This window comes from Pseudomonas sp. UMAB-40, assembly GCF_900095275.1.
GTDB classification, from domain to species: domain Bacteria; phylum Pseudomonadota; class Gammaproteobacteria; order Pseudomonadales; family Pseudomonadaceae; genus Aquipseudomonas; species Aquipseudomonas mandelii_B.
On sequence record NZ_LT607566.1, the window covers coordinates 16,817 to 42,808 of the forward strand.

General features: G+C 58.8%; 26 protein-coding genes. 13 read left to right on the forward strand and 13 right to left on the reverse strand.

The annotated features are described in order from the left end of the window. Window positions 1-3: 3 nt before the first annotated feature. The 4 genes from K0F88_RS21490 to K0F88_RS21505 form a co-directional block, all read right to left on the reverse strand. On the reverse strand, window positions 4-630 hold the full coding sequence (locus K0F88_RS21490; RefSeq protein ID WP_219096472.1) for a response regulator transcription factor: 627 nt from the start codon (window positions 628-630) through the stop codon (window positions 4-6). 148 nt (window positions 631-778) lie between these two features. Next, entirely contained in the window at window positions 779-1,972 is a 1,194-nt protein-coding gene (locus K0F88_RS21495) for an EAL domain-containing protein (protein ID WP_219096529.1), read from the reverse strand. 291 nt (window positions 1,973-2,263) lie between these two features. Continuing rightward, window positions 2,264-2,494, reverse strand: coding sequence for an Arc family DNA-binding protein (locus tag K0F88_RS21500; RefSeq protein WP_219096473.1), 231 nt, complete (start codon window positions 2,492-2,494; stop codon window positions 2,264-2,266). A 127-nt stretch (window positions 2,495-2,621) separates the two neighbouring features. After that, complete coding sequence (locus K0F88_RS21505; RefSeq protein ID WP_094468157.1) at window positions 2,622-3,491, reverse strand: LysR substrate-binding domain-containing protein; 870 nt, start codon at window positions 3,489-3,491, stop codon at window positions 2,622-2,624. Window positions 3,492-3,587: 96 nt separating this feature from the next. Here K0F88_RS21505 and K0F88_RS21510 point away from each other — a divergent pair, with 96 nt between their 5' ends. Both K0F88_RS21510 and K0F88_RS21515 read left to right on the forward strand, forming a co-directional pair. Then, window positions 3,588-4,493 carry a DMT family transporter gene (locus K0F88_RS21510; protein WP_219096474.1) on the forward strand — a complete coding sequence of 302 codons (906 nt, stop codon included), beginning with the start codon at window positions 3,588-3,590 and terminating at the stop codon, window positions 4,491-4,493. An 87-nt stretch (window positions 4,494-4,580) separates the two neighbouring features. Further along, window positions 4,581-6,014, forward strand: a complete 1,434-nt coding sequence (locus K0F88_RS21515) for a hypothetical protein (protein ID WP_141213431.1) — start codon at window positions 4,581-4,583, stop codon at window positions 6,012-6,014. A gap of 354 nt (window positions 6,015-6,368) precedes the next feature. Here K0F88_RS21515 and K0F88_RS21520 read toward each other — a convergent pair whose 3' ends face one another. After that, window positions 6,369-7,082: a FadR/GntR family transcriptional regulator gene (locus K0F88_RS21520; RefSeq protein ID WP_094468161.1), complete on the reverse strand. Its 714-nt coding sequence runs from the start codon at window positions 7,080-7,082 to the stop codon at window positions 6,369-6,371. Window positions 7,083-7,362: 280 nt separating this feature from the next. Between K0F88_RS21520 and K0F88_RS21525 the strand changes: the two genes are divergently transcribed. Continuing rightward, complete coding sequence (locus tag K0F88_RS21525) at window positions 7,363-8,709, forward strand: MFS transporter (RefSeq protein WP_219096475.1); 1,347 nt, start codon at window positions 7,363-7,365, stop codon at window positions 8,707-8,709. 24 nt (window positions 8,710-8,733) lie between these two features. Beyond that, entirely contained in the window at window positions 8,734-10,077 is a 1,344-nt protein-coding gene (gudD, locus tag K0F88_RS21530; protein WP_219096476.1) for a glucarate dehydratase, read from the forward strand. Window positions 10,078-10,350: 273 nt separating this feature from the next. On the opposite strand, the gene K0F88_RS21535 is transcribed toward gudD, so the two are convergent. Continuing rightward, complete coding sequence (locus K0F88_RS21535) at window positions 10,351-11,223, reverse strand: LysR family transcriptional regulator (RefSeq protein ID WP_219096477.1); 873 nt, start codon at window positions 11,221-11,223, stop codon at window positions 10,351-10,353. Window positions 11,224-11,383: 160 nt separating this feature from the next. Between K0F88_RS21535 and ampC the strand changes: the two genes are divergently transcribed. Further along, window positions 11,384-12,550, forward strand: a complete 1,167-nt coding sequence (gene ampC / locus K0F88_RS21540) for a class C beta-lactamase (protein WP_094468165.1) — start codon at window positions 11,384-11,386, stop codon at window positions 12,548-12,550. A 131-nt stretch (window positions 12,551-12,681) separates the two neighbouring features. On the opposite strand, the gene K0F88_RS21545 is transcribed toward ampC, so the two are convergent. Beyond that, on the reverse strand, window positions 12,682-13,059 hold the full coding sequence (locus K0F88_RS21545) for a DUF6124 family protein (RefSeq protein ID WP_094468166.1): 378 nt from the start codon (window positions 13,057-13,059) through the stop codon (window positions 12,682-12,684). A 417-nt stretch (window positions 13,060-13,476) separates the two neighbouring features. Next, entirely contained in the window at window positions 13,477-14,040 is a 564-nt protein-coding gene (locus K0F88_RS21550; protein WP_094468167.1) for a DUF4174 domain-containing protein, read from the reverse strand. Window positions 14,041-14,220: 180 nt separating this feature from the next. Between K0F88_RS21550 and K0F88_RS21555 the strand changes: the two genes are divergently transcribed. Beyond that, window positions 14,221-14,589, forward strand: a complete 369-nt coding sequence (locus K0F88_RS21555; protein WP_219096478.1) for a VOC family protein — start codon at window positions 14,221-14,223, stop codon at window positions 14,587-14,589. A gap of 19 nt (window positions 14,590-14,608) precedes the next feature. On the opposite strand, the gene K0F88_RS21560 is transcribed toward K0F88_RS21555, so the two are convergent. After that, a complete protein-coding gene (locus K0F88_RS21560) occupies window positions 14,609-15,394 on the reverse strand; it encodes a sulfite exporter TauE/SafE family protein (protein ID WP_219096479.1) in 786 nt (261 codons plus the stop codon). 262 nt (window positions 15,395-15,656) lie between these two features. Further along, a complete protein-coding gene (locus tag K0F88_RS21565; RefSeq protein ID WP_094468172.1) occupies window positions 15,657-16,406 on the reverse strand; it encodes a hypothetical protein in 750 nt (249 codons plus the stop codon). Window positions 16,407-16,658: 252 nt separating this feature from the next. On the opposite strand from K0F88_RS21565, the gene K0F88_RS21570 reads away from it, so the two are divergent. From K0F88_RS21570 to K0F88_RS21580, 3 genes are all read left to right on the forward strand, one after another. Further along, window positions 16,659-17,807: an aldose epimerase family protein gene (locus tag K0F88_RS21570; protein WP_219096480.1), complete on the forward strand. Its 1,149-nt coding sequence runs from the start codon at window positions 16,659-16,661 to the stop codon at window positions 17,805-17,807. 118 nt (window positions 17,808-17,925) lie between these two features. After that, window positions 17,926-18,747 (forward strand): aldo/keto reductase, encoded by an 822-nt coding sequence (locus tag K0F88_RS21575; protein ID WP_219096481.1) that lies wholly within the window; start codon window positions 17,926-17,928, stop codon window positions 18,745-18,747. 30 nt (window positions 18,748-18,777) lie between these two features. Then, a complete protein-coding gene (locus K0F88_RS21580) occupies window positions 18,778-19,248 on the forward strand; it encodes a DUF1810 domain-containing protein (protein ID WP_094468175.1) in 471 nt (156 codons plus the stop codon). Here K0F88_RS21580 and K0F88_RS21585 read toward each other — a convergent pair. After that, window positions 19,213-21,573: a DNA polymerase II gene (locus K0F88_RS21585; RefSeq protein ID WP_219096482.1), complete on the reverse strand. Its 2,361-nt coding sequence runs from the start codon at window positions 21,571-21,573 to the stop codon at window positions 19,213-19,215. The genes K0F88_RS21580 and K0F88_RS21585 overlap by 36 nt on opposite strands. Before the next feature lie 333 nt (window positions 21,574-21,906). Here K0F88_RS21585 and K0F88_RS21590 point away from each other — a divergent pair, with 333 nt between their 5' ends. Further along, complete coding sequence (locus K0F88_RS21590; RefSeq protein ID WP_007944798.1) at window positions 21,907-22,347, forward strand: CBS domain-containing protein; 441 nt, start codon at window positions 21,907-21,909, stop codon at window positions 22,345-22,347. Window positions 22,348-22,475: 128 nt separating this feature from the next. On the opposite strand, the gene K0F88_RS21595 is transcribed toward K0F88_RS21590, so the two are convergent. Then, entirely contained in the window at window positions 22,476-23,099 is a 624-nt protein-coding gene (locus K0F88_RS21595) for a glutathione S-transferase (protein WP_094468177.1), read from the reverse strand. A 160-nt stretch (window positions 23,100-23,259) separates the two neighbouring features. Here K0F88_RS21595 and K0F88_RS21600 point away from each other — a divergent pair, with 160 nt between their 5' ends. From K0F88_RS21600 to K0F88_RS21610, 3 genes are all read left to right on the forward strand, one after another. Next, window positions 23,260-23,781, forward strand: coding sequence for a DUF3455 domain-containing protein (locus K0F88_RS21600; RefSeq protein ID WP_219096483.1), 522 nt, complete (start codon window positions 23,260-23,262; stop codon window positions 23,779-23,781). 92 nt (window positions 23,782-23,873) lie between these two features. Next, the gene (locus tag K0F88_RS21605; RefSeq protein ID WP_094468179.1) at window positions 23,874-24,401 is read left to right on the forward strand and encodes a sigma-70 family RNA polymerase sigma factor; all 528 of its coding nucleotides are present in this window, start codon (window positions 23,874-23,876) and stop codon (window positions 24,399-24,401) included. Beyond that, entirely contained in the window at window positions 24,398-25,117 is a 720-nt protein-coding gene (locus K0F88_RS21610) for an anti-sigma factor domain-containing protein (RefSeq protein ID WP_094468180.1), read from the forward strand. The genes K0F88_RS21605 and K0F88_RS21610 overlap by 4 nt, the downstream gene beginning before the upstream one ends. 6 nt (window positions 25,118-25,123) lie before the next feature. On the opposite strand, the gene K0F88_RS21615 is transcribed toward K0F88_RS21610, so the two are convergent. Next, window positions 25,124-25,744 carry an isochorismatase family cysteine hydrolase gene (locus tag K0F88_RS21615; protein ID WP_094468181.1) on the reverse strand — a complete coding sequence of 207 codons (621 nt, stop codon included), beginning with the start codon at window positions 25,742-25,744 and terminating at the stop codon, window positions 25,124-25,126. Window positions 25,745-25,992 lie beyond the last annotated feature (248 nt).

Consider the following 25,992-nt stretch of genomic DNA (forward strand, 5'->3'; position numbering starts at 1 on the left):
CATTCAGATCAAGTTATTCCGCTTGGCAAAGTCGGCCAGATAGACCACCGACTTGACATTAAGCTTTTCGATCAATCGGGTTTTATAGGTACTGACCGTCTTGTTGCTTAATAACATTGCATCGCCTATTTCCTTGTTACTCAGGCCCCGCGCAAGTTGCTGCAGAATCATAAGTTCACGATCGGACAGGCAACGAATCATATCCAGCTCAGTGGCATCGATATCATTTCGTCTTACGGAATTACCTGAAAGATTGGGGAAGAACGTATACCCAGCCATCAGCGCCTTGATTGCTTTACTCAGCTCACCTAATTCATCGGTTTTCGAAATATAACCAGCCGCCCCCGCCTTCATGCAGCGCATGGCATAAAAGGCCGCCGATTGAGAGGTCAACACCAGTATCTTGCACGGCAGTTTCAGCGCACCAATCCGACTAATGACTTCCAACCCATCCAGTTTCGGCATTGCGATATCCAGCACGATCAGCTCCGGGGCATGCTGGCGAGCCAGTTGCACCGCATCCGCACCATTATCTGCCTCGACGATCAGCCCGAACGCCTCCCTCTGAAGCAGAATTTTTACCGTTGCCCGAATGAATGGATGGTCGTCCACAACCAACGCCTTATGCATTTGAACCTCTCAGTAATACGCACCGGACAACACCGATGACGGGAAGCTCATGCATCAAAAAATAACGAAATATAAAGCCGGACAATGAAGCTCACCTCTACATCATTCGCCAGTCGTATCGAATTACGTTCCGACACCGGGATCGTTATTATTGTTTTCGCAATTCCCGAATCTGCAGCCATTGCATAAGCCTTCCGGCGTCCATTGGAGGGGCCAAATGAAAACCCTGGCCCAACAAGCAGCCGAGTTCCATCACTCCATCACGAATGACCTGGCTGCTGACCCCCTCGATCACCAGGCTCATGTTCAGCGAACGGGAAAGTGCCAAGGCACTGGAGATCATTGACCGGGTGCCCGACTCGGTAATGTCCTGGACGAGTTGGCCGGCGAGCTTCAATTGATTGAAGGGTGACTGGCAGAGCAGCTTCAGCGAAGAGAAACCCAGGCCGAAGCCATCGATGGAAAGCCCGCATCCCATTGCGCGCAGGCGCAACAGGTTGTCCTGGGCAATCCGAGGGGCGCCGAGCAAACCATTTTCAGCCACTTCGAACAACAAGGTCGCTCCCGGAAAATCGTGGCACTTCAAGCGACCCAGAATATGGTCGGTCAGGTCATTACGGGTCAGTTGCGAGGCGTGAAGATTGAATCCGAATTGCAGACCAAGGCCACGCTCGCGCAGTGCAAGTAACACGCTCATCCCTTGCTCTAGCATTTGCTTGAACATTTCATCGATGAGGTCATAGGCCAGCACGGCAGCCAGGAAATCCTTGGGCAGCAGCAGCCCCCTGACCGGATGTTCCCAGCGCGCCAGCGCCTCAACTCCCACCACCACACCACTGCTCAACTCGAACTTGGGTTGGAACCAGGCTTTGAAATCCCCAGACGCCAGGCCCTGACGGACCTCATCTTCACTGGGCAGCTTGTGCAGCGGTGACGGCTCGGTGGCCGACGCGTGCCGTCGGTGCCTGTAGCGATGGAGCACGCCTTGCAATGAACCGGGCTGCATGGGTTGGCTCAGCTCCCCGAGCAATTGCAATTTCGAAAAACAGGTCATCTGTCCAACGGCACGACGCATTTCTGGTCGTACTTCGTTGCTCAGCGCGACAGCGCGAACCATGCCGTTCTGACCGACCGTGTGCAAAAAGCCCAGGCAGTTGAGGGCCGTATTACGCAGGTCGCAAAGCACTATATCCACGCCCCCGGGTCGATTGATCTTCGTCATAGCCCGTTCGGTACTATCCGCCTGCAAGATATCGATGACCCCCAGGTGTTTTAGCGCGTTGACCAATACACCACGCTGAATCGTTTTATCTTCTAAAACAAGGACGCTAAGTGAGTCCATCTTCACTAGTTGCTCTACCAAAACTGAAGGCAGAATTGTCGCAACGCACTACAGGCTCAGACGAAGGATTCATCCTCCTAGCTTGTAGGAAATTTCCCAGCAGAGCTTGAGTGTATTTAGAAGGCATATGATTTTCCAGCGTATGGCAGAAACAACGACGGTCGGTTTTTGGATCCACTTTAGCCAATTCGATAGAACGGAACGAACTAAGGCACCGATATTTTTCCACGCATGGACATGACTCGACTCCAACCGTAGAACACTTCATCTGGTTAAAACGAAGTTGAGTGCTCAGTCGAAGTCAGCCCAGCGTTGAGTCGTTTCAGTCGAGCTTTCCAAGGCAAGTACTTCACGAATCAACAAGAATCTAATTTCATCATCAAGTTCACTCATGGATACGTCTGCTAATGCGCGCTCCATTCGAGCGACAATTTCGCCATTCAAGCTTCGCCTGTTTGCCTTGGCAGCGCGTTTTAACTTGAGACGTAAACCTTCAGGTAGCCGAAGAACAAAGGTCGCCATTACCGAATCCTGATAAAAAAGAATCCGCTAATTGGGCGCCCGAATGCTGGCGTTTTATGTAGGGCTTTTCCTGCTACGGATCGAGAAATTTCCTGCAACAAGCGGCGTCTAGCGCAATAACTGCGGCCTAACCGGGCAAAAACTCCTCACGCAACATCGCCACAAACGCTTCCCGCGCCGGGTGAACCCCGGCGTTTTCATGCCAGTAAAACAGGTTGTCGATGGCCGTCAGCTCAGGGAACTCAAACCCCGCGCACCCCGCCCCTTTGGCGTACTGGTCAAACACCCCTTTGGGCACCAGCGCGACACCGGCCCCGGCGCTGACACACCCGACTATCGCGCCATAACTGGCCAGGCTGACAATCGGCAGCGCCTGTCCCTGTCGTAACAACCAATGCTCCAGCGCCGCCCGGTAAGGACAGCCTTGGGGCCACATGAACACGGTCTTGTCCTGCAAATCCGCGATATCGCGTACCGGCCCCAGGGATGTCGAGGCTATAAGCAGCAGTTCTTCACGGTACATCGGCGTGCGCTTTAGCTGCGAGCGCTCGACATCCACCGCGACGATGGCGCCGTCGAGCCGATGATTGAGCGTGTCATCGAGCAGCTGGCTCCAGGTGCCGGTGGTCAGCTCCAGCGCGACGCCGGGATATCGCTTGTGAAACTTGGCCAGCAGGCGCGGCAGACGACCGGTGGCCGAGGACTCGATGGCACCGATACGCAGCGGGCCGGATGGTTCGGCCGAAGGGTCCACCGCCCGTTTGGCTTCAACGGTCAGCGCCAGAATTTTCGAGGCGTAAGACAGAAACGTCTGGCCCGCCGGGCTGATACGCAAGCCTCGGCCCTCGCGTAGAAACAGCGCCACCCCCAACTCGGCTTCCAGCGACTTGATGCGTGCGGTGATATTCGAAGGCACGCAATGCAACAGCTCCGCCGCCCGGGCGATGCTGCCGACCTCGGCAACGGTCTTGAACATGCGAATCTGCGCCAGCTCCATACATCATCCAAAGTGAACAGTTGCCGCAGTATAAGTCAGTTGTGGCGAATGGTCAGGCTTCCGATACTCGGTGCATCAACCCACCGGTAATCGACCATGAAGCCCTCAACGCACACCGTCAAAATTCTCCTGGCCATGGCGTTTGTCGTCGCCTGCTGGGGCTTCTCACCGACCGGCATCCACATCGGCTTGCAGGCCTACGACCCCGGCCACCTGGCGCTGCTGCGCTTTCTGATCGCATCGGTGTTCATGGCGGTCGTCGCCGCATTCAAGGGCATCAGTCTGCCGAAGCTTGGCGATCTGCCGTTGCTGTTCGTCCTTGGTTTTTTTGCCGTGAGCCTGCACCACGTCGCTTTGAACATCGGCCAGCAAAATGTCAGCGCTGGCGCTTCCAGTGTGCTGGCACAATCGACGCCGTTATTCAGCACCCTGCTGGCGCGTTTCGTGTTCAAGGACCAGGTCAGCGCCTGGCGCTGGGGATGTGTCTTGTTGGGATTGATGGGCGTGGTGATTGTGGTGGCCGGTGATCGAGGGCTGGGCAGCATGGATGCGCACGGATTGCTGATCTTGCTGGCGGCGGTGTCGTGGAGTTTCTACTTCGCATTGCAAAAGCATCATTGCGCTCGCTACGACGGCTTGACGCTGGTCTGCTACACGGTCTGGTCGGGCACGGCGCTGTTGCTGATTTATCTACCGGGGTTGGCCGGCAAGGTCGCCAGCGCGCCGATGCAGGTGCAAATGGCCGTGGTTGTCTTGGGCGTGTTTCCCAGCGCCCTCGCCTACCTGGCCTGGGCGTTTGTGCTGGCCCACATCGATTTGAGTCGGGCGACCATGACGCTGTATCTGATTCCGCCCACCGCCATGGCCATTGCGGCGTTTGCCTTGGGCGAGCAGCCAACGTTGATGATCGGGATCGGTGCCGTGGTGGTGCTGATCAGCGTGCTGGCGTTGAATCTGGAGCGGCGCCCTGCGGTCATCGCGGCGCAGCCTGCCCGGCCATGACTGCACGCCATGCAGAATTAAAGAATCGCCTTGCGATGCCGACGTCCTCTGTTCACAAGAACGTGACGCCATCGCCTGGAAATGCTTATGAACCGTTTCGCTGCTGCCTGTGTGCTAGGGATGTTGTCCGGTTGCGCCAGCCCGCCACCCGCGACTCCCGCCCCACCTCCCTACCGGCAGCCGGTTCTGACAGTGCAAGAAGTGTTCAAGAAAACGCCACTGGAAAACTCAGTGATGCGTAACGGCGATGCGCTCAGCTATCAGGTCCACACCCCGGCTTACACTCGCCATGGTTTACCGAGCGTTGTACAGCTGCAAGCGGACTGCAAGGTGCCCGATGTCAAACTGCTGTTCCTCGACGACTTCCCGATCGCGACGACGGATGGCAGCCACCAGCACACACCGTTGACGGTTCTGATTCCCAAGGAACTGGCAGCCGAGCTGGCCAGCAAGCCGCACTTCAGCGAAGCCTGTACGCGCACCGCAGCGTCGGACTGGCGCATTGTCCATCGCACTGAAGCCGCTCGCTGGGTGATGATCGACGTCAACAGCCTGAAAACCGAGGGCAACGTCAGGCGGTTCTGGGGCGGGTTCGACGAACCCGTGCTGCTCACCGACAAGCCCAACCTGCAACTGTTCGGACAGACTCGCGAGCGCTACGAAGTCGATTGCGCACGCAAAACCTATCAAGTATTGAGCTCATTCCAGCTCGGCCCGAATGATCGGGTGTCCATGGGCGGGGTACTGAACAACCCGTCGCAGGCCTTCGTACAGGGCAGCGCGGACACCCAGACCTTGCTGAACGCTGCGTGCGCCGCACCCTCGCAGCGCTCGACACTGCCTGCGTATGTCGCCCGCGCCAAACTTGCGCTGAGCTACCAGATAGAACCTCTGTCCACTTCAGTACTGAAAGCTATCACCGATTTAAAGCTCGCACCGCCCACCCGGACACTCAAGCGCACGGTGTCGAAGATCAATAACACGCTCTTATATTTTTCAATCTCAAGCACGGAAAATGCGCTGGTGTTCGACACCGACGCTCAGAGCGGACAATTGCGCGAGCGCCGGGAAAAGGCTCCCGCCGGCCGGTACATCGTCAGTTTCAGAGGCTTGTTGCCACTGGCAGAACACTATTCGCTGACAGAGAGCACGCGAAACAGACCACCGTTATCCACCGTCACCGACACTCAGCAATTGAGTTTCACCGGCGACTGGCAACGCATGCCGGTGGGTGCGTCACTGGAAATGCGCGCCAGCAAACGGGAACGAAGCACCCTCGATGGCGAAACAATGAAACGGGAAAGTGTGCAGTGCATCGTGCAGCGTGTGCTCGACGCAGCCCAGGTCAACAGCGAGTTGAAAGGTCCCGCCAAAGAACTGCGCTGTCAGTTTGACCTTGGCCAGAAACTCAAACGTGACAGCAAGATTTTCTACCTTGAAGACTACGCTTACTTCTTTCTGTCCTCGTCCATGTTAGGGGGCACAGAGAGTCGAGTCAGGCTGGTCAAGGTCGAAGAATAAAGAAAAACCCGGCACAGTGGCCGGGTTCTGTTTATCGCCTGTCATCGGATAAAGGGGTTGGCTCATCCGCTGGCGGTACGTCCTCGTCAGCGGCCGGATCCTTCCAGTCTTCAGGTCGATCGGCGTCTGCGGCAGCCGGGTCCAGCGAAGGGTCCCTGCCGGGTTGAGAATCGTGATCCAACGTCGGCTCGTCGGTGCCGGGCATCGGTCTGGTCGGGGCGGTATCGGGTGTTCCACCTTGGAACATTGAGTCGTTAGCCATGACGCACCTCACTGATGAGGTCCAGCAAATCTGGGCCGTACTCGTTGGAAGCGGGCGCAGGAATGGCGTGCTATCGACTGGACAAACGGTTGTCAGGCGCCGGCCGAAAACCGGTCGCGACTGTTGGTCAGGTGCAGCCACATGGCGGCGCGTGCGGCGTCCGGGTCCTGCCGTTTGATCGCGTTGAGAATCGCCTCGTGCTCGAGGTTGGCCAGTTGCCCCAACTTGCTCAAATCCGCCGCGCCACGCTCGGCGGCATTGACCCGGGTCCGGGGAATCATGGCGCTGCCCAGGTGCTGCATGATTTCGGTGAAGCACACGTTGCCGGTGGCTTCGGCGATCAACAGGTGAAAGCGCTTGTCGGCCTCGACGCAGCTGTCGTTGTTGGCGAGCAGGCTTTGATAGTCGTCGAGTGCTTCGCGCATCTGCAGCAATTGCTGATCGGTGCGACGGCTCGCTGCCAGCGCGGCGGCCTGGGTTTCCAGGCCCATGCGCAACTCCAGAATGCTGCGCACCCCCAGCGCGGTATCGACATTCAATCGAAGCCCCTGCTCCGGCGCGCGCTCCAACACAAAGGTGCCGATGCCGTGACGGGTTTCCACCAGGCCTGAGGCCTGCAACTTCGAGATCGCCTCACGCACCACAGTGCGGCTGACCCCGTGCTCCTGAACAATCGTGTTCTCCGACGGCAGCTTGTCTCCCGGCAACATCTGCCCGAGCAAGATGCTTTGGCTCAGCTTGGCCACCAGGTCATGGGCCAGGTTGTGGGTGCGCTTGCGCGCGGGCGCGTCGAGGTCTTCTTGCATGGCGATCATCCGGAAGCAGGGCTAACGGAATCGTAGCACTGCGCTCGGCTGGAATCCCCAACAAAACAACTCAACTTGTATGACAACACTCAACAAATGGTCGTAAATGACTTCCACCTAGCCCCTACAAAACCACAAACAAAATAAAAAATAGCCGGTGAAGCGCCATTTATCTGGACGCAAGCGCTTGCAGGACAAAAAAACCTAGTTGTATGATGTCTATCAACATAGCAACACCCCGTCACACCCCGCATAAAAATAATCAGTGGGAGAAAACCAAGTGAATACCTCCATATCCGTGATGCACGAAGGCGCCGATTCGGTCCTGAAGTCCGCCATCTCGAAAGTCAAACGCCATGTCCTGCCGCTGTTCGTCATCATGTTCATCGTCAACTACATTGACCGCGTGAACATCGGCTTCGTCCGCGCCCACATGGAGCAGGACCTGGGCATCGGCGCTGCCGCCTACGGACTCGGCGCCGGCCTGTTCTTCATCGGCTATGCGCTGTTCGAAGTCCCCTCCAACATGCTTCTGCAAAAAGTCGGCGCCCGCATCTGGCTGACCCGCATCATGCTGACCTGGGGCCTGGTCGCCGCCGGCATGGCCTTCATCCAGAACGAAACCCACTTCTACATCCTGCGATTCCTGTTGGGCGTGGCTGAAGCCGGGTTCTTTCCCGGGGTGATCTATTACTTCACGCGCTGGTTGCCAGGCGTCGAGCGTGGCAAGGCGATTGCCATTTTTCTCAGCGGTTCGGCGATTGCTTCTCTGATATCCGGCCCGCTGTCCGGGTTGCTGTTGCAGATCAGCGGATTCGGGATGCATGGCTGGCAGTGGATGTATTTCATCGAGGGGATGTTTTCAGTCGGGCTCTGCGTCTTCGTGTGGTTCTGGCTGGACTCCAAACCCCACGACGCCAAATGGCTGACCCGCGCCGAGCAAGATGCGCTGGTCAAAGCCATCGATGACGAACAACTGGCCCGGGAAGCGGCGACACCGATCAAGCCGTCGTTGGGTACGCTGCTCAAAGATCGCCAGATCATCCTGTTCTGCCTGATCTACTTCTTCATTCAATTGACCATTTATGCCGCGACCTTCTGGCTGCCGAGCATCATCAAAAAGATGGGCGACCTCAGCGACATTCAGGTCGGGCTGTTCAACTCGATCCCGTGGTTGCTGTCGATCGTCGGCATGTACGCCTTCGCATCTTTGTCCGCCAAATGGAAACACCAGCAAGCCTGGGTCGCCACTGCCTTGCTGATCGCGGCGGCCGGGATGTTCATGTCCACCACCGGCGGGCCGATCTTTGCCTTCGTGGCGATCTGCTTCGCGGCGTTGGGCTTCAAGTCCGCGTCGTCGTTGTTCTGGCCGATTCCTCAGGCATACCTGGACGCGCGAATCGCGGCGGGCGTGATCGCGTTGATCAACTCGGTGGGCAATCTGGGCGGCTTCGTTGCGCCGACCACGTTCGGCCTGCTGGAAGAACACACCGGTTCCATTCAGGGCGGGCTGTATGTCTTGGCCGCGACATCGATCATCGCCGCGATCATCGTCTTCGCCGCGCGCAACACACCGAAAACCGCACCCGCCGTTGCCCTGGGCAAACCAGCGCCCAATCACGCCTGAATCACTGTGTTGAAGGACAAGACAATGAACCCACAAGACACCGCCAAAGCCCCGATCATCACCAGCATGCAAGTGGTGCCGGTGGCCGGTCACGATGGCATGCTGCTCAATTTGAGCGGCGCCCACGGCCCGTTTTTCACCCGCAATATCGTGATCCTCAAGGACAACGCCGGTCACACCGGCGTCGGCGAAGTGCCGGGGGGCGAGCGCATTCGCCAGACGCTGGAAGATGCACGTTCGCTGGTGGTCGGCAGTCCGATCGGCACGTATCAGAAGATCCTCAATCAGGTGCGCCAGACCTTTGCTGACCGTGATGCTGGCGGTCGCGGTTTGCAGACGTTTGACCTGCGCATCACCATTCACGCGGTCACAGGCCTGGAAGCCGCCCTCCTCGACTTGCTCGGCCAGCATTTGGACGTGCCGGTTGCGGCCCTGCTCGGTGAAGGCCAGCAGCGTGACGAGGTGAAGATGCTCGGTTACCTGTTTTATGTCGGTGATCGCAATGAAACCGATCTGGCCTATCGCAGCGAACCGGAGGCCGACAACGACTGGTTCCGCGTGCGTCACGACAAAGCCATGACCGCCGACGCCGTGGTGCGCCTGGCCGAGGCCGCGCACGCTCGCTACGGTTTCAAGGACTTCAAACTCAAGGGCGGCGTACTCAGCGGCGACGAGGAGATCGAAGCCGTCACCGCCTTGGCCGAACGGTTCCCGGACGCGCGCATTACCCTCGACCCGAATGGAGCATGGTCACTCAAGGAAGCCATTCGACTGTGCCGCGATCAGCATCACGTACTCGCTTATGCCGAAGACCCGTGCGGAGCGGAAAACGGTTATTCGGGGCGAGAAGTCATGGCTGAATTTCGCCGTGCCACGGGCCTGAAAACCGCGACCAACATGATCGCCACCGACTGGCGGGAAATGGGTCACGCGATTCAGTTGCAATCAGTGGACATTCCGCTGGCCGACCCGCATTTCTGGACGATGCAGGGTTCGGTTCGTGTGGCGCAGATGTGCCACGAATGGGGGCTGACCTGGGGTTCGCATTCCAATAATCACTTCGACATTTCCTTGGCGATGTTCACTCATGTCGCCGCGGCTGCGCCGGGTGAAATCACGGCAATCGACACCCACTGGATCTGGCAGGACGGCCAGCGCCTGACCAAGGCTCCGTTGCAAATCGTCGGGGGTTGCGTGCAGGTGCCGAAGAAGCCCGGGCTAGGGGTTGAACTGGATCTGGATCAACTGGCCAAGGCCCATGAGTTGTACAAAGGCATGGGACTGGGCGCGCGGGATGACAGCGTGGCGATGCAGTTTCTGATTCCGGGGTGGAAATTCGATAACAAGCGGCCGTGCCTGGTGCGCTAATTCTTCGAAACCACCTCACCCCCTGCGGGAGCGAGCTTGCCCGCGATGAGGGACTGACATACAACATTGATGTTGACTGACAGGCCGCCATCGCGGGCAAGCCCGCTCCCACAGGTATCGAGGGGTGTTGCCAGATTTTTTGAATGTCGCCAAACCCCTGTGGGAGCGGGCTTGCCCGCGATGGAGGTGTAACAGTCAATGATGAGGTTGAATGTTATGACCTCATCGCGGGCAAGTCGAACCGTCACACCGCCGCCCCCACAGAATTTTGTATCAGCCCGAAGCTTGCAACAACCACTCCTTGAACATCGCCATCGCCGACGTTTCAGGGCGCGACTGCAAGCGGGTCAACCAATAGCTGCCAGTGGTGATACCGATGTCGAATGGTTGCTCGATCGCCCCCGCCGCCAGTTGTCGGGCGAACATCAGCGGCGGCGCCAAGGCAATGCCGGCGCCTTGTAGCGCCGCCTCCATCATGGCCAGCGAGGAGTCGAAGACGATGCTCTTGGGCGGTGGCGTATTGGCCGGTAACCCCGCGGCCAGAAACCACTCGGGCCACTCGTCCGTGCGATAGGAACGCAACAGCGTCTGCTTAAGCAAATCCGCAGGTTCTTGCAACTGCCCGGCTATTTCCGGGACGCAGAGCACCGACAACGGCGCGTCGATCAGCTTTGACGCCTCGATCCCGTGCCACGCTCCGGCGCCAAACCGGATGGCGTAATCCAGGCCTTCGGCAGCCACATCCACCCGGTTGTTGTTGGTCGACAGGCGCAAATCTATGAACGGATGTTTCGACTGGAAGTCCGCCAGTCGCGGCAACAGCCATCCCACCGCAAAGGTCCCCACGGCGCCCACGGTCAACACTTCACGAAAATGCCCGCCCTCGAAACGCTCAAGGGTTTCGGCAATCCGGTCGAAGGACTCGCGCAATACCGGCAGCAAGGTTTCGCCTTCACTGGTCAGCATCAGGCCGCGGGGCAAGCGCTTGAACAGCGTTACGTTAAGCTGGGCTTCGAGGCTTTTGACTTGATGACTGACGGCCGCCGGCGTGACGAACAACTCCACCGCTGCCCGAGTGAAGCTCAAATGGCGCGCGGATGCCTCGAAGGCACGTAATGCATTCAGCGGCAGATGAGGACGAATCATGCCCACTCCCAAATTTTTCTAATGGCTAACCCGAAATATCGTCGTTTGTCGATTGCCGCCCGACTGCCTAGATTTGGCGCGCCCGTCAGCCGTCCGGTGTTGGATCCGGTCGGAGTGTAGCGGTTAAAGTAATGGCAACTCATGGAGAGTGGTTCCAATCATGTTCAAATTTCATCTGCCAAGACTGGCGTCCCTCAGCACTTTCGCCCTGTTACTCAGCGCAAGTCATTGTATGGCCGCCACAAAATCCGACGATCAACTCGACGCCCTGGTGAAAAACGCCATCGGGCCGGTCATGCAACAACAGAATATCCCTGGCGTCGCGGTCGCGATCACCTTGAAGGGTCAGCAGCATTACTTTAACTACGGCGTGGCGTCGAAAGAGGACGGTAAACCCGTCAACAAAGACACGCTGTTCGAAATCGGCTCGGTGAGTAAAACCTTCGCCACCACGCTGACGGCCTACGCCCAGGCCAGCGGCAAACTGTCCTTGTCTGACCGGGCCAGCCAGGTGTGGCCTGAGCTGCGCGGCAGTGCATTCGACACCATCAGCGTATTGCAACTCGCCACTTACACCGCTGGCGGGTTGCCGCTGCAGTTCCCTGACGAGGCCGATCATCCAGACAAAATGCTCGCCTACTTCAAACAGTGGAAGCCCGTTTATGCACCAGGCACCCACCGTCAGTATTCGAACCCCAGCCTTGGGCTGTCCGGTTATCTGGCGGCCAAAAGCATGGGCCAGCCGTTCGATGAGTTGATGGAAAAAACCCTGCTGCCCAAACTCGGCCTCAAGCACACTTACCTCAAGGTGCCGCAGGAGCAGATGGGGCTTTACGCCCAGGGTTACGGCAAGGAGGGCAAACCGGTGCGGGTGAGCCCGGGAGCGCTGGATTCGGAGGCGTATGGGGTGAAAACCAGCGCGGCGGATTTGCTTCATTATGTTGAAGCGAACCTGAAACCGGAGACGCTGGAGAAACCAATGCAGCAAGCGATTGCCCTCACTCACAGCGGTTACTACACCGTGGGCGAGATGACGCAGGGCTTGGGTTGGGAGCACTACCACTATCCGGCCAGCCTCGAAACGTTGCTGAGTGGCAACTCGACGGAGATGGCGATGGAAGCGCACAAAGTCCAGTGGCTGAACCCACCGCAACCTGCGCAAGACGCGGCATGGTTCAACAAGACCGGGTCGACAGGTGGCTTCGGCGCTTATGTCGCGTTCGTACCTTCGGAAGACATCGGCATCGTTATTCTGGCGAACAAGAATTACCCGAACGCCGAACGAATCAAGATTGCTCACAACATATTGAGTGCCCTACTCAAGTAAGAGTCAGTTCACTTCCTTCAGGCCGGTCAAATACCTGTGGCGGGGGGGCTTGCCCCCTCGCCATAGGATCGCGTGCTCGCAATAAAATGGGCGACCTTTTTGGGGTCGCCCATTGTCGTTATTACGTCAGTTCAATGCCGAGTCGGCGCAGGAGCGTCAGGCGCATCGTTCCTCGGATCGAGATTGTCCCGAGCCTGATTCACCAACAACTCCGCAATCCCCGCCAACTGCTGAATCGCTCCCAGCATCACCCGGTTCGAGCCATCCAGCTTGACGGCAAAACTCACAAGCACCGCATTCAGGGACGCAAGGGTTTCGCTGGCCTGATGCAAAAGGGTGAGGGTGTCGACGCCCGGGGCAACAGACAAGATCTGATTGATCGGGACGGAACGCCTGGGCTTGCGCACTCGAATGCGGGTGTCGCGCTCGGCCGTTTCGCCCAGCCGGACAAGCTTCAGGTGAGTGGCGTCGGTTGGGCGTTGCGGATCATTTTTGCCGATCTTCTTCATAGACGAGGCTCCTTTCTGGCCATTGGTTATTTCGTCCCTGGATCCCTCAGTGTTGCGGACTCCCACGTCCGACCGCGATGGTTGCGGTGGCTGACAAAGGCTAACGGCGCGCTCTGACAGAAACCAGTTCATGAAGTCCGACAGGACTTGCAGGAAATTTCCGAGACCAATGAAATCAATACCTCCCCGCCCGGAACACGCGCCTTTTTTTAGCCGCAGCCGAGCAAAAAAAATGGGCGTCCCCTTGAGGTCGCCCATTGTCGTTGCCCGCCACCTGTGGGAGCGGGCTTGCCCGCGAAGGGGCCAGTCCATTCAACATCAATATTGCCTGTCAGATCGCTTTCGCGAGCAAGCCCGCTCCCACAAGGGTGATGGCGGCGTACACAAAGACCGAATCCTGCCGGGGTCAGTCAGTGTTCAATCATCCGGCATTTCAGGGGGCTTGGCGGGTTTGGCGGGTTTGCCCGGTTTTTCACCCTTGGCACCTTTGGCGGCCGGTTCGGCAACCACGGGGGTCGCGACTGTCGGCGGTGCGGCTTCTTTCTCGGTCGCCGGCAAGGCGTCGATGGTTTCGAATATCTTCTTCAAATCGACCGACTTTGATTCATCCCCCGAACTCTCGAACTTCTTCTCGCCGTCCTTGCCCACCAGGATGACTTTGGGCAACGCCCCCGCGCCGAGTTTCAGCGAGCGGATCAGTGCCATGGTGTCCTGCTGGCCGAGATCCTTGCCGTCGAGCTGACCGAACATATTCAGCACGGTGTACACCCTGATATTGCGCTGGGCGACACCTTCCTTGTTGGCCGGATCGTTCAGCGAATTCTTGAGGCCCACCCAGACGGGGTCAACGGTGCTGGGAGCAATCACAATCAGTGGCCGGGCCCTGCCCTTGTCGATGTCCAGCGGTGAGCCGTCTTCGGCGGCGAGCAAGGGGCCGGCGAAAGCCAGCAAGGTAGTCAGGGTCAAAGACCTGATGAGCATGCGCATCTCCTTTTGATATCCACGCTCTAATGATTGCGCATCGCGGCGATCGTTCCGGGTGACGTACCGCAATTGTGTTCCGCCTTGACCCAAGCTTAGGTCAGGGCGGTCATTGCGCAACAGGCTGAGCTAATCTCATCACTCATAACGAACCACCTGATCCGCCGTGAGGCCCTCGCCATGAGCGCTCAGTTGAACCACACCATCGTCTGGTGCCGAGACAAGCAGATTTCGGCCCATTACCTCGCCGAGATCCTCGGCTTACCCGCTCCCGAGCCGTTTGGGCCGATGCTGGTCGTCAAGTTCGACAATGGCGTGTCACTGGATTTCTACGACAACGATCCGCCGATCGCTTCGCAGCACTATGCGTTTTTGATCGACGATGAGGATTTCGATGCTGCCTTCGCTCGCCTGCAAGCGCGCCAGCAGCGCTGGTGGGCCGATCCCGGCAAGCAACGGCCCAACGAGATCAACGATTACGGCGGCGGCCGGCGGGTGTATTTCGATGACCCGGACGGGCATCTGCTGGAGATTCTCACGCGTTCCTGATGCAGCAAGCGATGCCGGCTCAAAACGCCAGTTTGTAGCCGATCAATACCAGCATCGTGGCCAGGCAAGGACGCAATACCTCGTCGGAGATGCGACCGGTCAAGTGACTGCCCAGGTAAATCCCTGGCAGCGAACCCACCAGCAAATAACCCAGCACCTGCCAATCCATGTTGCCCATGCTCGCGTGGCCCAGGCCGGCGACCAGGGTCAGGGGCACGGCGTGGGCGATTTCGGTACCGACGAGGCGGCGTGTCGGCAGCAGCGGATAGAGGATGAACAGCGCCACGGTGCCGAGGGCGCCGGCACCAATCGAGGTCAGCGCGACCATGGTGCCCAGGACCAGACCGGTGATGACCGTCAACACATTCAAGCGCGAACCGCTGGGGTTGTACTGACCGCCCGCCCGCTTGTGGGCGAAGTCGAGCAGGCGCTTCTTGAAGAAAATCGCCAGTGCCGTGGCAAACAATACGAAGCCCAGCGCCTGTTTGATGACGGCGTTCATCGCGTCGGGCGAGGTCTGCAAACTGCTCAGGAACCACAGCGTCAGTGCCACCGCCGGCACACTGCCGAGGGTCAGCCAACCGGTGATCGCCCAGTCGATGTTGTTGTTCTTGCGATGAACCAGCACACCACTGGATTTGGTAATGGCCGCGTACAGCAAGTCGGTGCCCACCGCCGTGGCCGGGTTGATACCGAACCAGAGCAGAATCGGGGTCATCAACGAACCACCGCCCACACCGGTCATACCGACGATAAAGCCCACGACCAACCCTGCAACCACCAACCCGAAGTTAACGAAATCCATTAACACGCCCGCAAAAAACACATGAAAAAACTGGCCCGCAGCATAGCGATTTTTCTTATAACCACTTATATCGATGCGGACTATCGTTATTCCACAACACACCTATCTTCCTGTAGACACAATCCCTGAGGGAGCGAGCTTGCTCGCGATAGCTGTCTGACATTCAACACTTGTAGTGGCTGATAACCCGCAATCGCGAGCAAGCTCGCTCCCACAGGGGATTTGCTGAGTCAGTGAAGGCTGGGCCAAATTGAAGCGGGATCTACTGCACCGGCAAAAAATTCAAAAACAGCAAGCTCTGCGCGTAGTTCAGGCCGATCCGCCGATAACGCTCGTCCAGCATCTGCGTCAGCAGGTCCAGCCGCGCAACGATCTTTCCGAACTCCACGGCAAAACTCAGGTTGCTGCCCTCCTCCGAAATTTCGTTGGAGAACAGCAAGGGCTCACCGCTTTTACTTTGCCGCTGACTCAAGATCCAGGTGGCTTTCTCGATGTTGCGTGCGGCGTTGCTGACGAAGGTCGGGTTGATCGCATCGGTCATGTAGAACTCGAGACGATTGCCGTGGGCGGTGACCAGCATGCTGCCAATGGCGTAAATGAAAGCGCCGACCCGGTCGCCGAGAAACTCCGGGCTCATGGCGTAGCTCAACGCCGCGAGGTCTTTCTTGCCACCGAGAGTCGGCAGCGGCTGTTGTTGTTCGATGGCCAGGCGCACTTGTTTACCGGCGGTGCGGGCGTCGAGGAAGCCGGATTTTTTCAACTCGTCCGGGTTACGCAGGTAGAGCTTGCTCATCAGCAAGTAGAGGCTGTCAAGGTTGTCGCGCATCGTCAGGGTCGCCATACGGTCGACGCTGGTCTGGAGGAATTCCTGGGGCGTGCCTTCGCGGAACTGGCTGACGATGTCGCTGCCCTGTTGCTGGCTGCAACCGCTGGCGAAGAGCATCGACAGGCTGGCCAGCAGCAGGCATCGGCGACGTAGAGGTGAAGCAAAGAAGGGTAAAACTCGAGCCATGGGTGCTTGAACTTGGGCATTGGCCGACGGTGGGGATCGCCGCAGGCTGGCCAAGGATAGAGCCGCCAAAGCTGAAAAAGTGCAGTGCCGATGGTCCGTAAACGCTGCCCCCTAGAACGAACACCGAGACATTAGTCATACTTTATAGTTGCAACACTCCGCATATCAGCTATAAATCCTGCCTTAATCGATGATCAAAATCGATTATTAGTATGACTACATGCCAAAAACAACAAAAAAGGAAGGTCAACCATGCTGCACTCCCGACACCTGCTCTCCGGCCTCGGACTGTCCCTGATGATCGCCACACTCCCCACTCAAGCGGCTGGCCTGTCCAGCGAACACAAAGCCTTCGGCAAGACCAACGACGGCACCCCCGTCGAGCAATACGTCTTGAGCAACAGCCATGGCCTGCAAGCCACGATCATTACCTACGGCGGCATTTTGCAGTCGCTGAAGGTGCCGGACAAAAACGGCAAGCTCGACGACGTGGTGCTGGGTTTTGATGACGTTCAGGGCTATCAGAGCGGCACAGCGTACTTTGGTGCGACCATCGGGCGTTTCGGCAATCGCCTGGCCAACGGCGCGTTCGAACTGGACGGCAAACGCTATCAGGTGCCGCTCAACGACGGTTCCAACTCGCTGCACGGCGGCCCGCTGGGGTTTGACAAGCACGTGTGGAAAGCCCAGCCAAGCAAAGGCAAGGATTCGGTGGGCGTGACCCTGACCTATCTGTCGGCGGACGGTGAAATGGGCTTCCCCGGCAACCTTAAAACCGAAGTCACTTACAGCCTCACCGAAAACAATGAGTTGCGCATCGACTACAAGGCCAGCACTGACAAACCCACCGTGCTGAACCTGACCAACCACAGCTATTTCAACCTCGCCGGCGCGGGCAACGGGGATGTACTGAATCAGCTCGTCACCCTGCATTCGACCCACTACACGCCGGTCACCGCCAAGCTGATTCCGACCGGCGAACTGGCCCCGGTCGCCGGTACGCCGATGGACTTCACACAGCCCACCGCCATCGGCAAAAACATCAAGGCCGATCACCCGCAACTGAAATTCGCCGAGCCGAAGCAGGGTGGATTCGATTTCAACTGGGCCTTGGATGCCAAGGGCGATGTGGGCAAGCTGGCCGCCGATGTCAGCGACCCAGTCTCCGGGCGCCGCTTGCAGCTCTACACCACTGAACCCGGCGTGCAGTTCTACACCAGCAACTTCCTCGACGGCACGGTCAAGGGCAAGGGCGGCAAGGTTTATCCGCATTGGGGCGCGTTTACCCTGGAGACCCAGCACTACCCGGACTCGCCGAACCAGCCGAACTTCCCGTCCACCCGGCTTGACCCAGGCAAGGTCTATACCCAGAGCACTGCGCTGAAGTTCTCGGCCCACTAAACCTCCAACATCCACAATCATGTGGCAGCTGCCGAGCAGCTGCTACACGTCTACGGAACCACCGAGGTATTCTGCTGCCAACCGGAGAGTATTTATCGATTCGAAAAAGGAGGTTTTCATGCGGACCCTCGAACTGGCCGGCGTCAACGTACCGGTCATCGGCCAAGGCACCTGGCGCATGGGCGAAGATCCCTCGCAACACAACAAGGAAGTCGCCGCGCTGCGCCTGGGCATCGAGTTGGGCATGACCCTGATCGACACCGCCGAGATGTACGCCGAAGGCGGCGCGGAGGAAGTGGTGGGTGAAGCCATTACAGGCCTGCGCGACAAGGTCTTTCTGGTCAGCAAGGTCTACCCGCACAACGCCAGCCGCAAAGGCATCCCCCAGGCCTGCGAACGCAGCCTGCGACGCTTGAACACCGATTACATCGATTTATACCTGCTGCATTGGCGCGGCCAGTATCCGCTCGAGGAAACCGTCGCAGCCTTTGAACGCCTGCGTGAAGACGGCAAGATCGGGCGTTGGGGCGTGTCCAATTTCGACGTCGACGATCTGCAGGAGTTGAACTCTGCGGACTGCGCCACCAACCAGGTGCTTTACAACCTGGAAGAGCGCGGCATCGAATTTGATCTGCTGCCCTGGTGCCAACGGCATCAGCAGCCGTTGATGGCATACTGTCCCATCGGTCAGGGAGGAACGATGCTGGCCCACCCGGCACTCAAGCAGATTGCCACCCGTCACTCGGTGACGCCGGCACAGGTAGCACTGGCATGGATTCTGCGACAGACAGGCGTGATCGCCATTCCCAAAGCGGTCAGACCTGAACATGTGCAACTGAATGCGCAGGCCGCGCAATTGCGGCTCGGAGACGAGGACCTGAAGGCGCTGGACCACGCGTTTCACGCGCCACAACGCAAGCACCGGTTGGCCATGGTCTAAGCCATCGCGGTTCTGTCAGAGGGCTTCTGCATGAGAAGCACTGATCAGCTCGACGACTTTAATTTGCCACGCTTTATCCAGGCTCAAGACCCGGTGTTCAATCGGGTTCAAGAAGAACTGCGTGCGGGCCACAAACGCAGTCACTGGATGTGGTTCGTCTTTCCGCAGTTCGCCGGGTTAGGCGGTAGCGAGATGTCCCGGCACTTTGCCATTCGCTCCGTCGAGGAAGCCGTGGCTTACCTGAATCATCCGCTGCTGGGTTCACGACTGCGTAGCTGCACAGAACTGGTGCTGAGCATCAAAAAAAGCTCAATTGCCGGCATATTCGGCCATCCCGATGACCTCAAGTTTCACTCGTCCATGACACTGTTCGCCCAGATTGCGCCCCAGGGCAGTGTCTTCCACAAGGCACTGGATCAATACTTCCACGGCATACGGGATGACTGGACGCTGCAGCTGCTGGACTCAAAACAAGCCCAGTTGCCCACCAATCAAGGTTGAGAAGTCGTCGTCCACGAAGGGCAGAATCGCATCCGCCACCGGTTGCAATTGCCGGGTGACGTAATGATCGTAGTCGATGGGCGCGCTGCGAATCTCCAGCGGTTCGGGCCCGGCGACACTGATCACGTAGCTGATCCAGCCGCCGTTCTGGTATTGCCGGGGGCGGCCCTGCTGATCGTTGTAGTCATCGGCGATCCGCGCCGCACGGACGTGGGGCGGCACGTTGCGTTCATAGTCATCCAGGGTACGGCGCAGGCGCTTGCGGTAGATCAGGCGGTCGTCGAACTCGCCGGCCAGGGTTTTACGCACGTAGTCGCGCACGTAATCCTGATAGGGCTGGCGATGGAAAATCCGTGAGTACAGCTCCTGCTGGAATTGCCGGGCCAGCGGCGACCAGTCGGTGCGCACAGTTTCCAGGCCCTTGTAGACCATTTCGTCAGTGCCATCGGCGCGGGTGACCAGCCCGGCGTAACGCTTCTTGCTGCCCTCTTCGGCGCCGCGAATGGTCGGCATCAGAAAGCGTTTGTAGTGGGTCTCGAACTGCAATTCCAGGGCGCTTTCCAGCCCGTATTCCTGTTGCACATGCTCGCGCCACCATTGGTTGACGTGGTCCACCAGCGCGCGGCCAATCTGCGCGGCCTCTTCCTGGCCGTGGGCACGACGCAGCCAGACGAAGGTCGAGTCGGTGTCGCCGTAAATCACCGTGTGCCCTTGGGCTTCGATCAACTGCCGGGTGCGCAGCATGATCTCATGGCCGCGCAAGGTGATGGACGACGCCAGGCGTGTATCGAAGAAGCGGCAGCCGCTGGAACCGAGCACACCATAGAAGGCGTTCATGATGATCTTCAGCGCTTGCGACAGCGGCGCGTTGTGCTCGCGCTTGGCGGTCTCGCGACCTTCGGCTACCCGCGCGACAATCGCTGGCAGGCAATGCCGGGTCCTGGAAAAGCGCGCACCGCGAAAACCCGGCACGGACTCGCTGTCATCGGGATGCTGCAAGCCTTCGATCAACCCCACCGGGTCGATCAGGAAGGTGCGGATAATCGACGGATAGAGGCTTTTGTAATCAAGCACCAACACCGACTCGTACAACCCAGGTTGCGAGTCCATGACAAAACCGCCGGGGCTGGCCTGCGCGGGCTTGTTCCCCAGATTCGGCGCGACGAAACCCTGGCGGTGCATCAGCGGCATGTAAAGGTGGGTGAACGCCGCCACCGAACCACCGCTGCGGTCCGCCGGCAAACCGGTGACGCTGGCCCGTTCCAGCAGGAAGGTCAGCAGCTCGGTCTTGGCGAAAATCCGCGTCACCAACTCGCAGTCCTTGAGGTTGTACTTGGCGAGCGCCGGCTTGTCCTCGGCGAACATGCGGTTGATTTCGTCCATGCGCTGGTACGGCGTGCTGATCGCCTTGCCCTCGCCGAGCAGGGTTTGCGCGACGTTTTCCAGGCTGAACGAGGGGAAACTCCAGGTCGCCGAGCGCAGGGATTCGATGCCGTCGATGATCAACCGGCCGGCGGCCGAGGCGAAGTAATGGTTGCGACTGCCGTGTTCACGCCACTGCATTTCTTCACCGCCACGCCCCAGTTTCAGCGGCACGCCGAGCTGACGGGCGTGTTGGTGCAGCACGCGCAGGTCGAACTGCACGACGTTCCAGCCGATGATCGCGTCGGGGTCATGGCGGGCGAACCATTCGTTGAGCTTTTTCAGCAGCACGGTTCGCGAGTCGCAGTAGTCGAGCTGGAAATCCACCGCGCTGTCGTCCCCATTGGGTGGGCCAAGCATGTAGACCTGGCGCTCGCCGCAGCCTTCCAAGGCAATGGAATATAACTCGCCCTGAGCGGTGGTTTCGATGTCCAGGGACACCAGTCTGAGGTTGGGCCGGTAATCGGGAGCGGGTTTCATCTGCGCGTCGAGCAGCAGGCCTTCGTCGCCAGGCGTGCCACCAAACAGAACAGGCGCGGTAATGAACCGCTCCATCATGTAGCGTTCCGGCGGGCGCACGTCGGCTTCGAACATCTCGACGCCGGCTTTGCGCAGCGCGGTTTCCAGGCGCATCAACTGACCGTGCTGCTGGCAATACAGGCCGAGCACCGGGCGGTGTTCAAAATCCTGAAGGGCCAATGGCTTGAGCTCGACATTTTTTTCGCCGCGCAAAACAGCCTCGGCCTGCTCGCGCCGGGCCGCCGGGATAAATGCCACCGACGGTTGATGAGGCAGACGGATACGTTGGGGACCGGTATCGGTCGCCAGCCAGAACTCGACTTGCGTACCGGCCGGGGTGTCGCGCCAATGCCGGGTCAGGACGAAGCCCTGCTGTAAATCCACCACTGCAACCTCAAGATTTGATTCAGGCGACAATTCTACGCGTCATCGCGGGGGATAGCCCTCTCTGAGCTGAATGCAACCCCTGTGGGAGCGAGCCTGCTCGCGATGGCGGTGCATCAGTCGCCACTTGTATTGGCTGACCCTGTGCTATCGCGAGCAGGCTCACTCCCACAGGGGATTGAGTTCAGCCCATGGATCAGCGTAAAACTTCCGGTTAACTGAAGAAAATCCGCCGAATGACGTTTTTTGCGCGTTATCTGCCGCTTTCCGCCTTGCCCTCGGCGTCTGGGTCTACGATTCTTCAATAACAACGACAACACCTGAGAAGCCATCATGAAAACCGTCGCCCAACTGCTCAAGTTGAAAGATCAGAAAAATCAGGAAGTCCACCAGATCAAACCCGATCACATGGTGCTCGAAGCCCTGATGAAGATGGCCGAAAAGAACGTCGGCGCCTTGCTGGTGGTGGAGAATGACGAAGTGCTGGGCATCATCAGCGAGCGGGACTATGCGCGCAAACTGGTGCTGCATGGCCGTTCTTCGGTGGGCACGCCGGTTCGCGACATCATGGTGTCGCCGGTGATTACTGTGGACACCCATCAAACCGTCGATACCTGCCTGGGCATCATGTCCGACAGACGCCTGCGCCACCTGCCTGTGGTGGAAAACGGCAAGTTGATCGGCTTGCTGTCGATCGGCGACCTGGTCAAGGAAGCCATCGCCGAACAGGCTGAATTGATTCGTCAGTTGGAGCAGTACATTCGCGGCGAGTGATTCCAACACACCACATATCCCCTGTGGGAGCGGGCTTGCTCGCGAAAGCGGTGTGTCAGTCGACACTGTATTGACTGACACACCGCTTTCGCGAGCAAGCCCGCTCCCACATTTGATGTGTGGTGTTTTCAGGTTGGCCAATGCCGGGCGAAGACCGGTGCCAGGGTCGGGTGGCGGTCGATCCGTATCAGCCAGGCATAAAAACCGGGCCGGGCATTGCGCAGATGCTCGCGACTGCCCGCCCATCGCGTCACCACCGCCGCCAGCACATCCAGCGCACCTGGCGTCTCATCATCCAGATACAACTCGCCCGAGAACTGATCGGCAAACACCTCCCAACTCCAGTGCAACCGTCGACGGGCGCCGGCCATGAGATTTTCCATGGTTGATTGATTTGCCTCGATCAGCCAGCGCTCGGGGTAATCGATGATGCCGATGGCCGCGTAGCAATTGCTGACGATGTACACCAGGCCCCGGATCGCCTGATCACGCTCGGCGGGCGTGTTCGACAGCAGGTTCGACTCGGGAAACGCGAGCCCCAGATGAATCAGGATCGCCGCGCTTTCGGTGAGGATGCTGCCGTCGGGCAATTGCAAGGTGGGAATCTGCTTGAGCGGGTTGAGTTTCTCCAGGGCTTTGGCAGCCTCCGCAGACGACTCGACGTCGATGAAGCGATAAGGGATTTCGCAGAGTTCAAGGGCGGCCTCTATCGCGGCGGCGCCGGAGTTCTGGTGTCCGTAGAGCTGGTACATAAGCACCCCCCTTTCAAGAGTGTCTCTTTGTAGCATCTGATACTGACCATGCTGGAAAATTTCTTTTTATGCCACTGCATCCAAATCGCTTTCCGATGGGTAGTACCAATAGCAGCCCCTGAGGCTGCCGAGCAGATTACTCATTTACGGAGCACTATTCATGAACGCCAAACAGCTGATTTGCCTTGCCGGTTTGTTCGTCGCAGGCCCCATGGCCTACGCCCAGTCAGGTCTGCCCGACAGCATCAAGGTCCCGGACGGGCACAAGGTCGCCCTGGAAACCACCGGTGTCGGCGAGATCACTTACGAATGCCGTGACAAGGTCAATGCCGCCGGCCAGACCGAATGGTTCTTTGTCGGGCCCAAAGCGGTACTCAATGATCACAACGGCAAACAGGTCGGCACCTACTTCGGGCCACCTGCCACCTGGCAAGCGAAGGATGGCTCGAAAGTCACCGGCACCCAGCTGGCGGTCGCACCTTCGAGTCCGGGCAACCTGCCCTATCAATTGGTCAAGGCCAACCCGGCCGAAGGCAAAGGCGCGATGACGGGCGTCAGCTACATCCAGCGCGTCGCCCTAAAAGGTGGCGTGGCCCCGAGCACTGAATGTTCGACGGCCAATAAGGGCAAGCAAGAAGTGGTGAAGTACCAGGCGGATTACATTTTCTGGGCAGCCAACTGAAACCAGGCCTGCAGGAATTTGGTCTACGCTGCTCAGCACTGGCCCCGGTCCAATGGCCCGGGGCTGCTGCCCATTATTGACGGCTGAGATCAGTGTCCTTACCCGAAACTCTTTTCGATTACGAAGCCCACATCGCCACCTGCGCCCGCGGTGAACGTCAGGCCCTGCGTGATTTGTATGTGCAGGAGAGTCCGCGCCTGCTGGGCGTTGCCAAACGCCTGGTGCGTGACACTGCGCTGGCGGAAGACATCGTCCACGACGCCTTCATCAAGATTTGGAAGGGCGCCGCGCAGTTCGACCCGGCGCGAGGGTCAGCGCGGGGCTGGATGTTCAGTTTGACGCGGCATCTGGCACTGAACTTCATCCGTGACAACAGCCGCGAAATTCAAGGCGATTTCGATGAGGTGGCCGACACGGCAACATTCGATGCTCAGGCTCATTCCGGGCGCATTCATCAATGCCTGGAACAACTGGAGCCCGCAAGGCGCGCCTGTATCCTGCATGCCTACGTCGACGGATATTCTCACGCTGAAATCTCACACAAACTCGGCACCCCGCTGGGCACCGTCAAAGCCTGGATCAAGCGGAGCCTGACGGCACTGCGGGAGTGCATGGGATGATCAGCAAACCAACGAATGAAACCCCGGAAGAACGCGACGAACTGGCCAGCGAATATGTGCTGGGCACGCTGTCGGCAGAGCTTCGCACCCAGGTCCAGCAGCGCCTGCGCGACGAACCTGAGTTACGGTCCGCCGTGGACGCCTGGGAGCGTCGCCTGCTCGGCCTGGCCGATCTGGCCGGACCTCACACGCCGTCACCACACCTTTGGCAGCGTATCGAGCGCAGCGTGAACAACGTGACTCGGCCACCTTCGCCGATCGCGGCTCAGTCTTTATCCTGGTGGAATCTGTTACCGCTCTGGCGCGGGCTCGCCGGTGCGGGGCTGGCGGCCACGTTGCTGCTTGGCGCATTGATGCTGACGCAAACCACCGTCAAGCCTACCTACCTGGTGGTGTTGGTCGGCCCTCAGGACAAGGCACCTGGTTGGGTGATCCAGGCCAGCAACCCGAGGGAAATCCAGCTGATTCCGCTGGGTGTCATTGAGGTCCCGGCCGACAAGGCGCTCGAGTTCTGGACCAAGGCCGACGGCTGGCAAGGACCGGTGTCTCTGGGGTTGGTCAAACCGGGACAGACTCTGTCGATCCCACTCGACAAATTGCCGCCACTGCAACCCAATCAGCTGTTCGAGCTGACCCTGGAAAATCCGCAGGGCTCACCGATCGGCAAGCCGACCGGGCCGATTCAATTCATCGGTCGCGCAGTGAAAGTCATCTGAGCGCGATCAACCGAGCGCCGCGATCAACTCCGCCGTCGTGACAATCGAGTGGGCATACGTCGGCCCGTTAATCTCATGCGCCGCGTGCATGGCCTCGGCACTGAAAGCGGCCGTGGCGTCGCGCACCAGCGTGACGTGATAGCCCAGTTCGGCGGCGAATCTTGCAGTGCTTTCGATGCACGTATTGGCGAGCATCCCCACCACCACGACCTTGTTGATCCCGTGCTGTTTAAGCAGGTAGTCCAGATCGGTGTTGGCAAAACCACTGCCACCCCAGTGCTCCTTGACGATCACGTCACCGGCCTGTGGCTGGAAGTCCGGGTGCCATTCCCCGCCCCAGGTTCCAGCGGCAAATACCTGCGCACGGCTGGCACCTTGCTGATAGGGGCTGGGGTGTTTCCAGCGCGCCAGTTCGTCGGGTTCGGCGCGGTGATGCGGAACATAGAAAATCTGGATGCCAGCCTTGCGAACAGCCGCCACCACGGTTTTCAGATTGGCCAGCGTGCCGACGCTGTCAGCCACCGGTTGAGCGCGGCCATGCAGTTTGCCGCCTTCGCTGAGGAAGTCGTTATAAGGATCCACCAGCAGCAGGCCGGTGTGCTCGGGAACACAGGAACTGGCATTCATGATCGACTCCTCGAAGGCAAAGGCACGCGCCAGCTAACCAGTGTAGAAGCGCCGATCCACCCCGCCGCCGCCATCCGACGACTGAACCATCACGCCCGCATGAGGGGTTTCGTGTCACCTATCAATGCCGTCGATGTTCAACATCACATCAATGAAGTTCTCATAAAAAATCCGCGGCGTAACATCGCCTCCATACCAAACAACTACCCCCCGGAGCACACCATCATGAAACGCCAAATCCTTCTCAG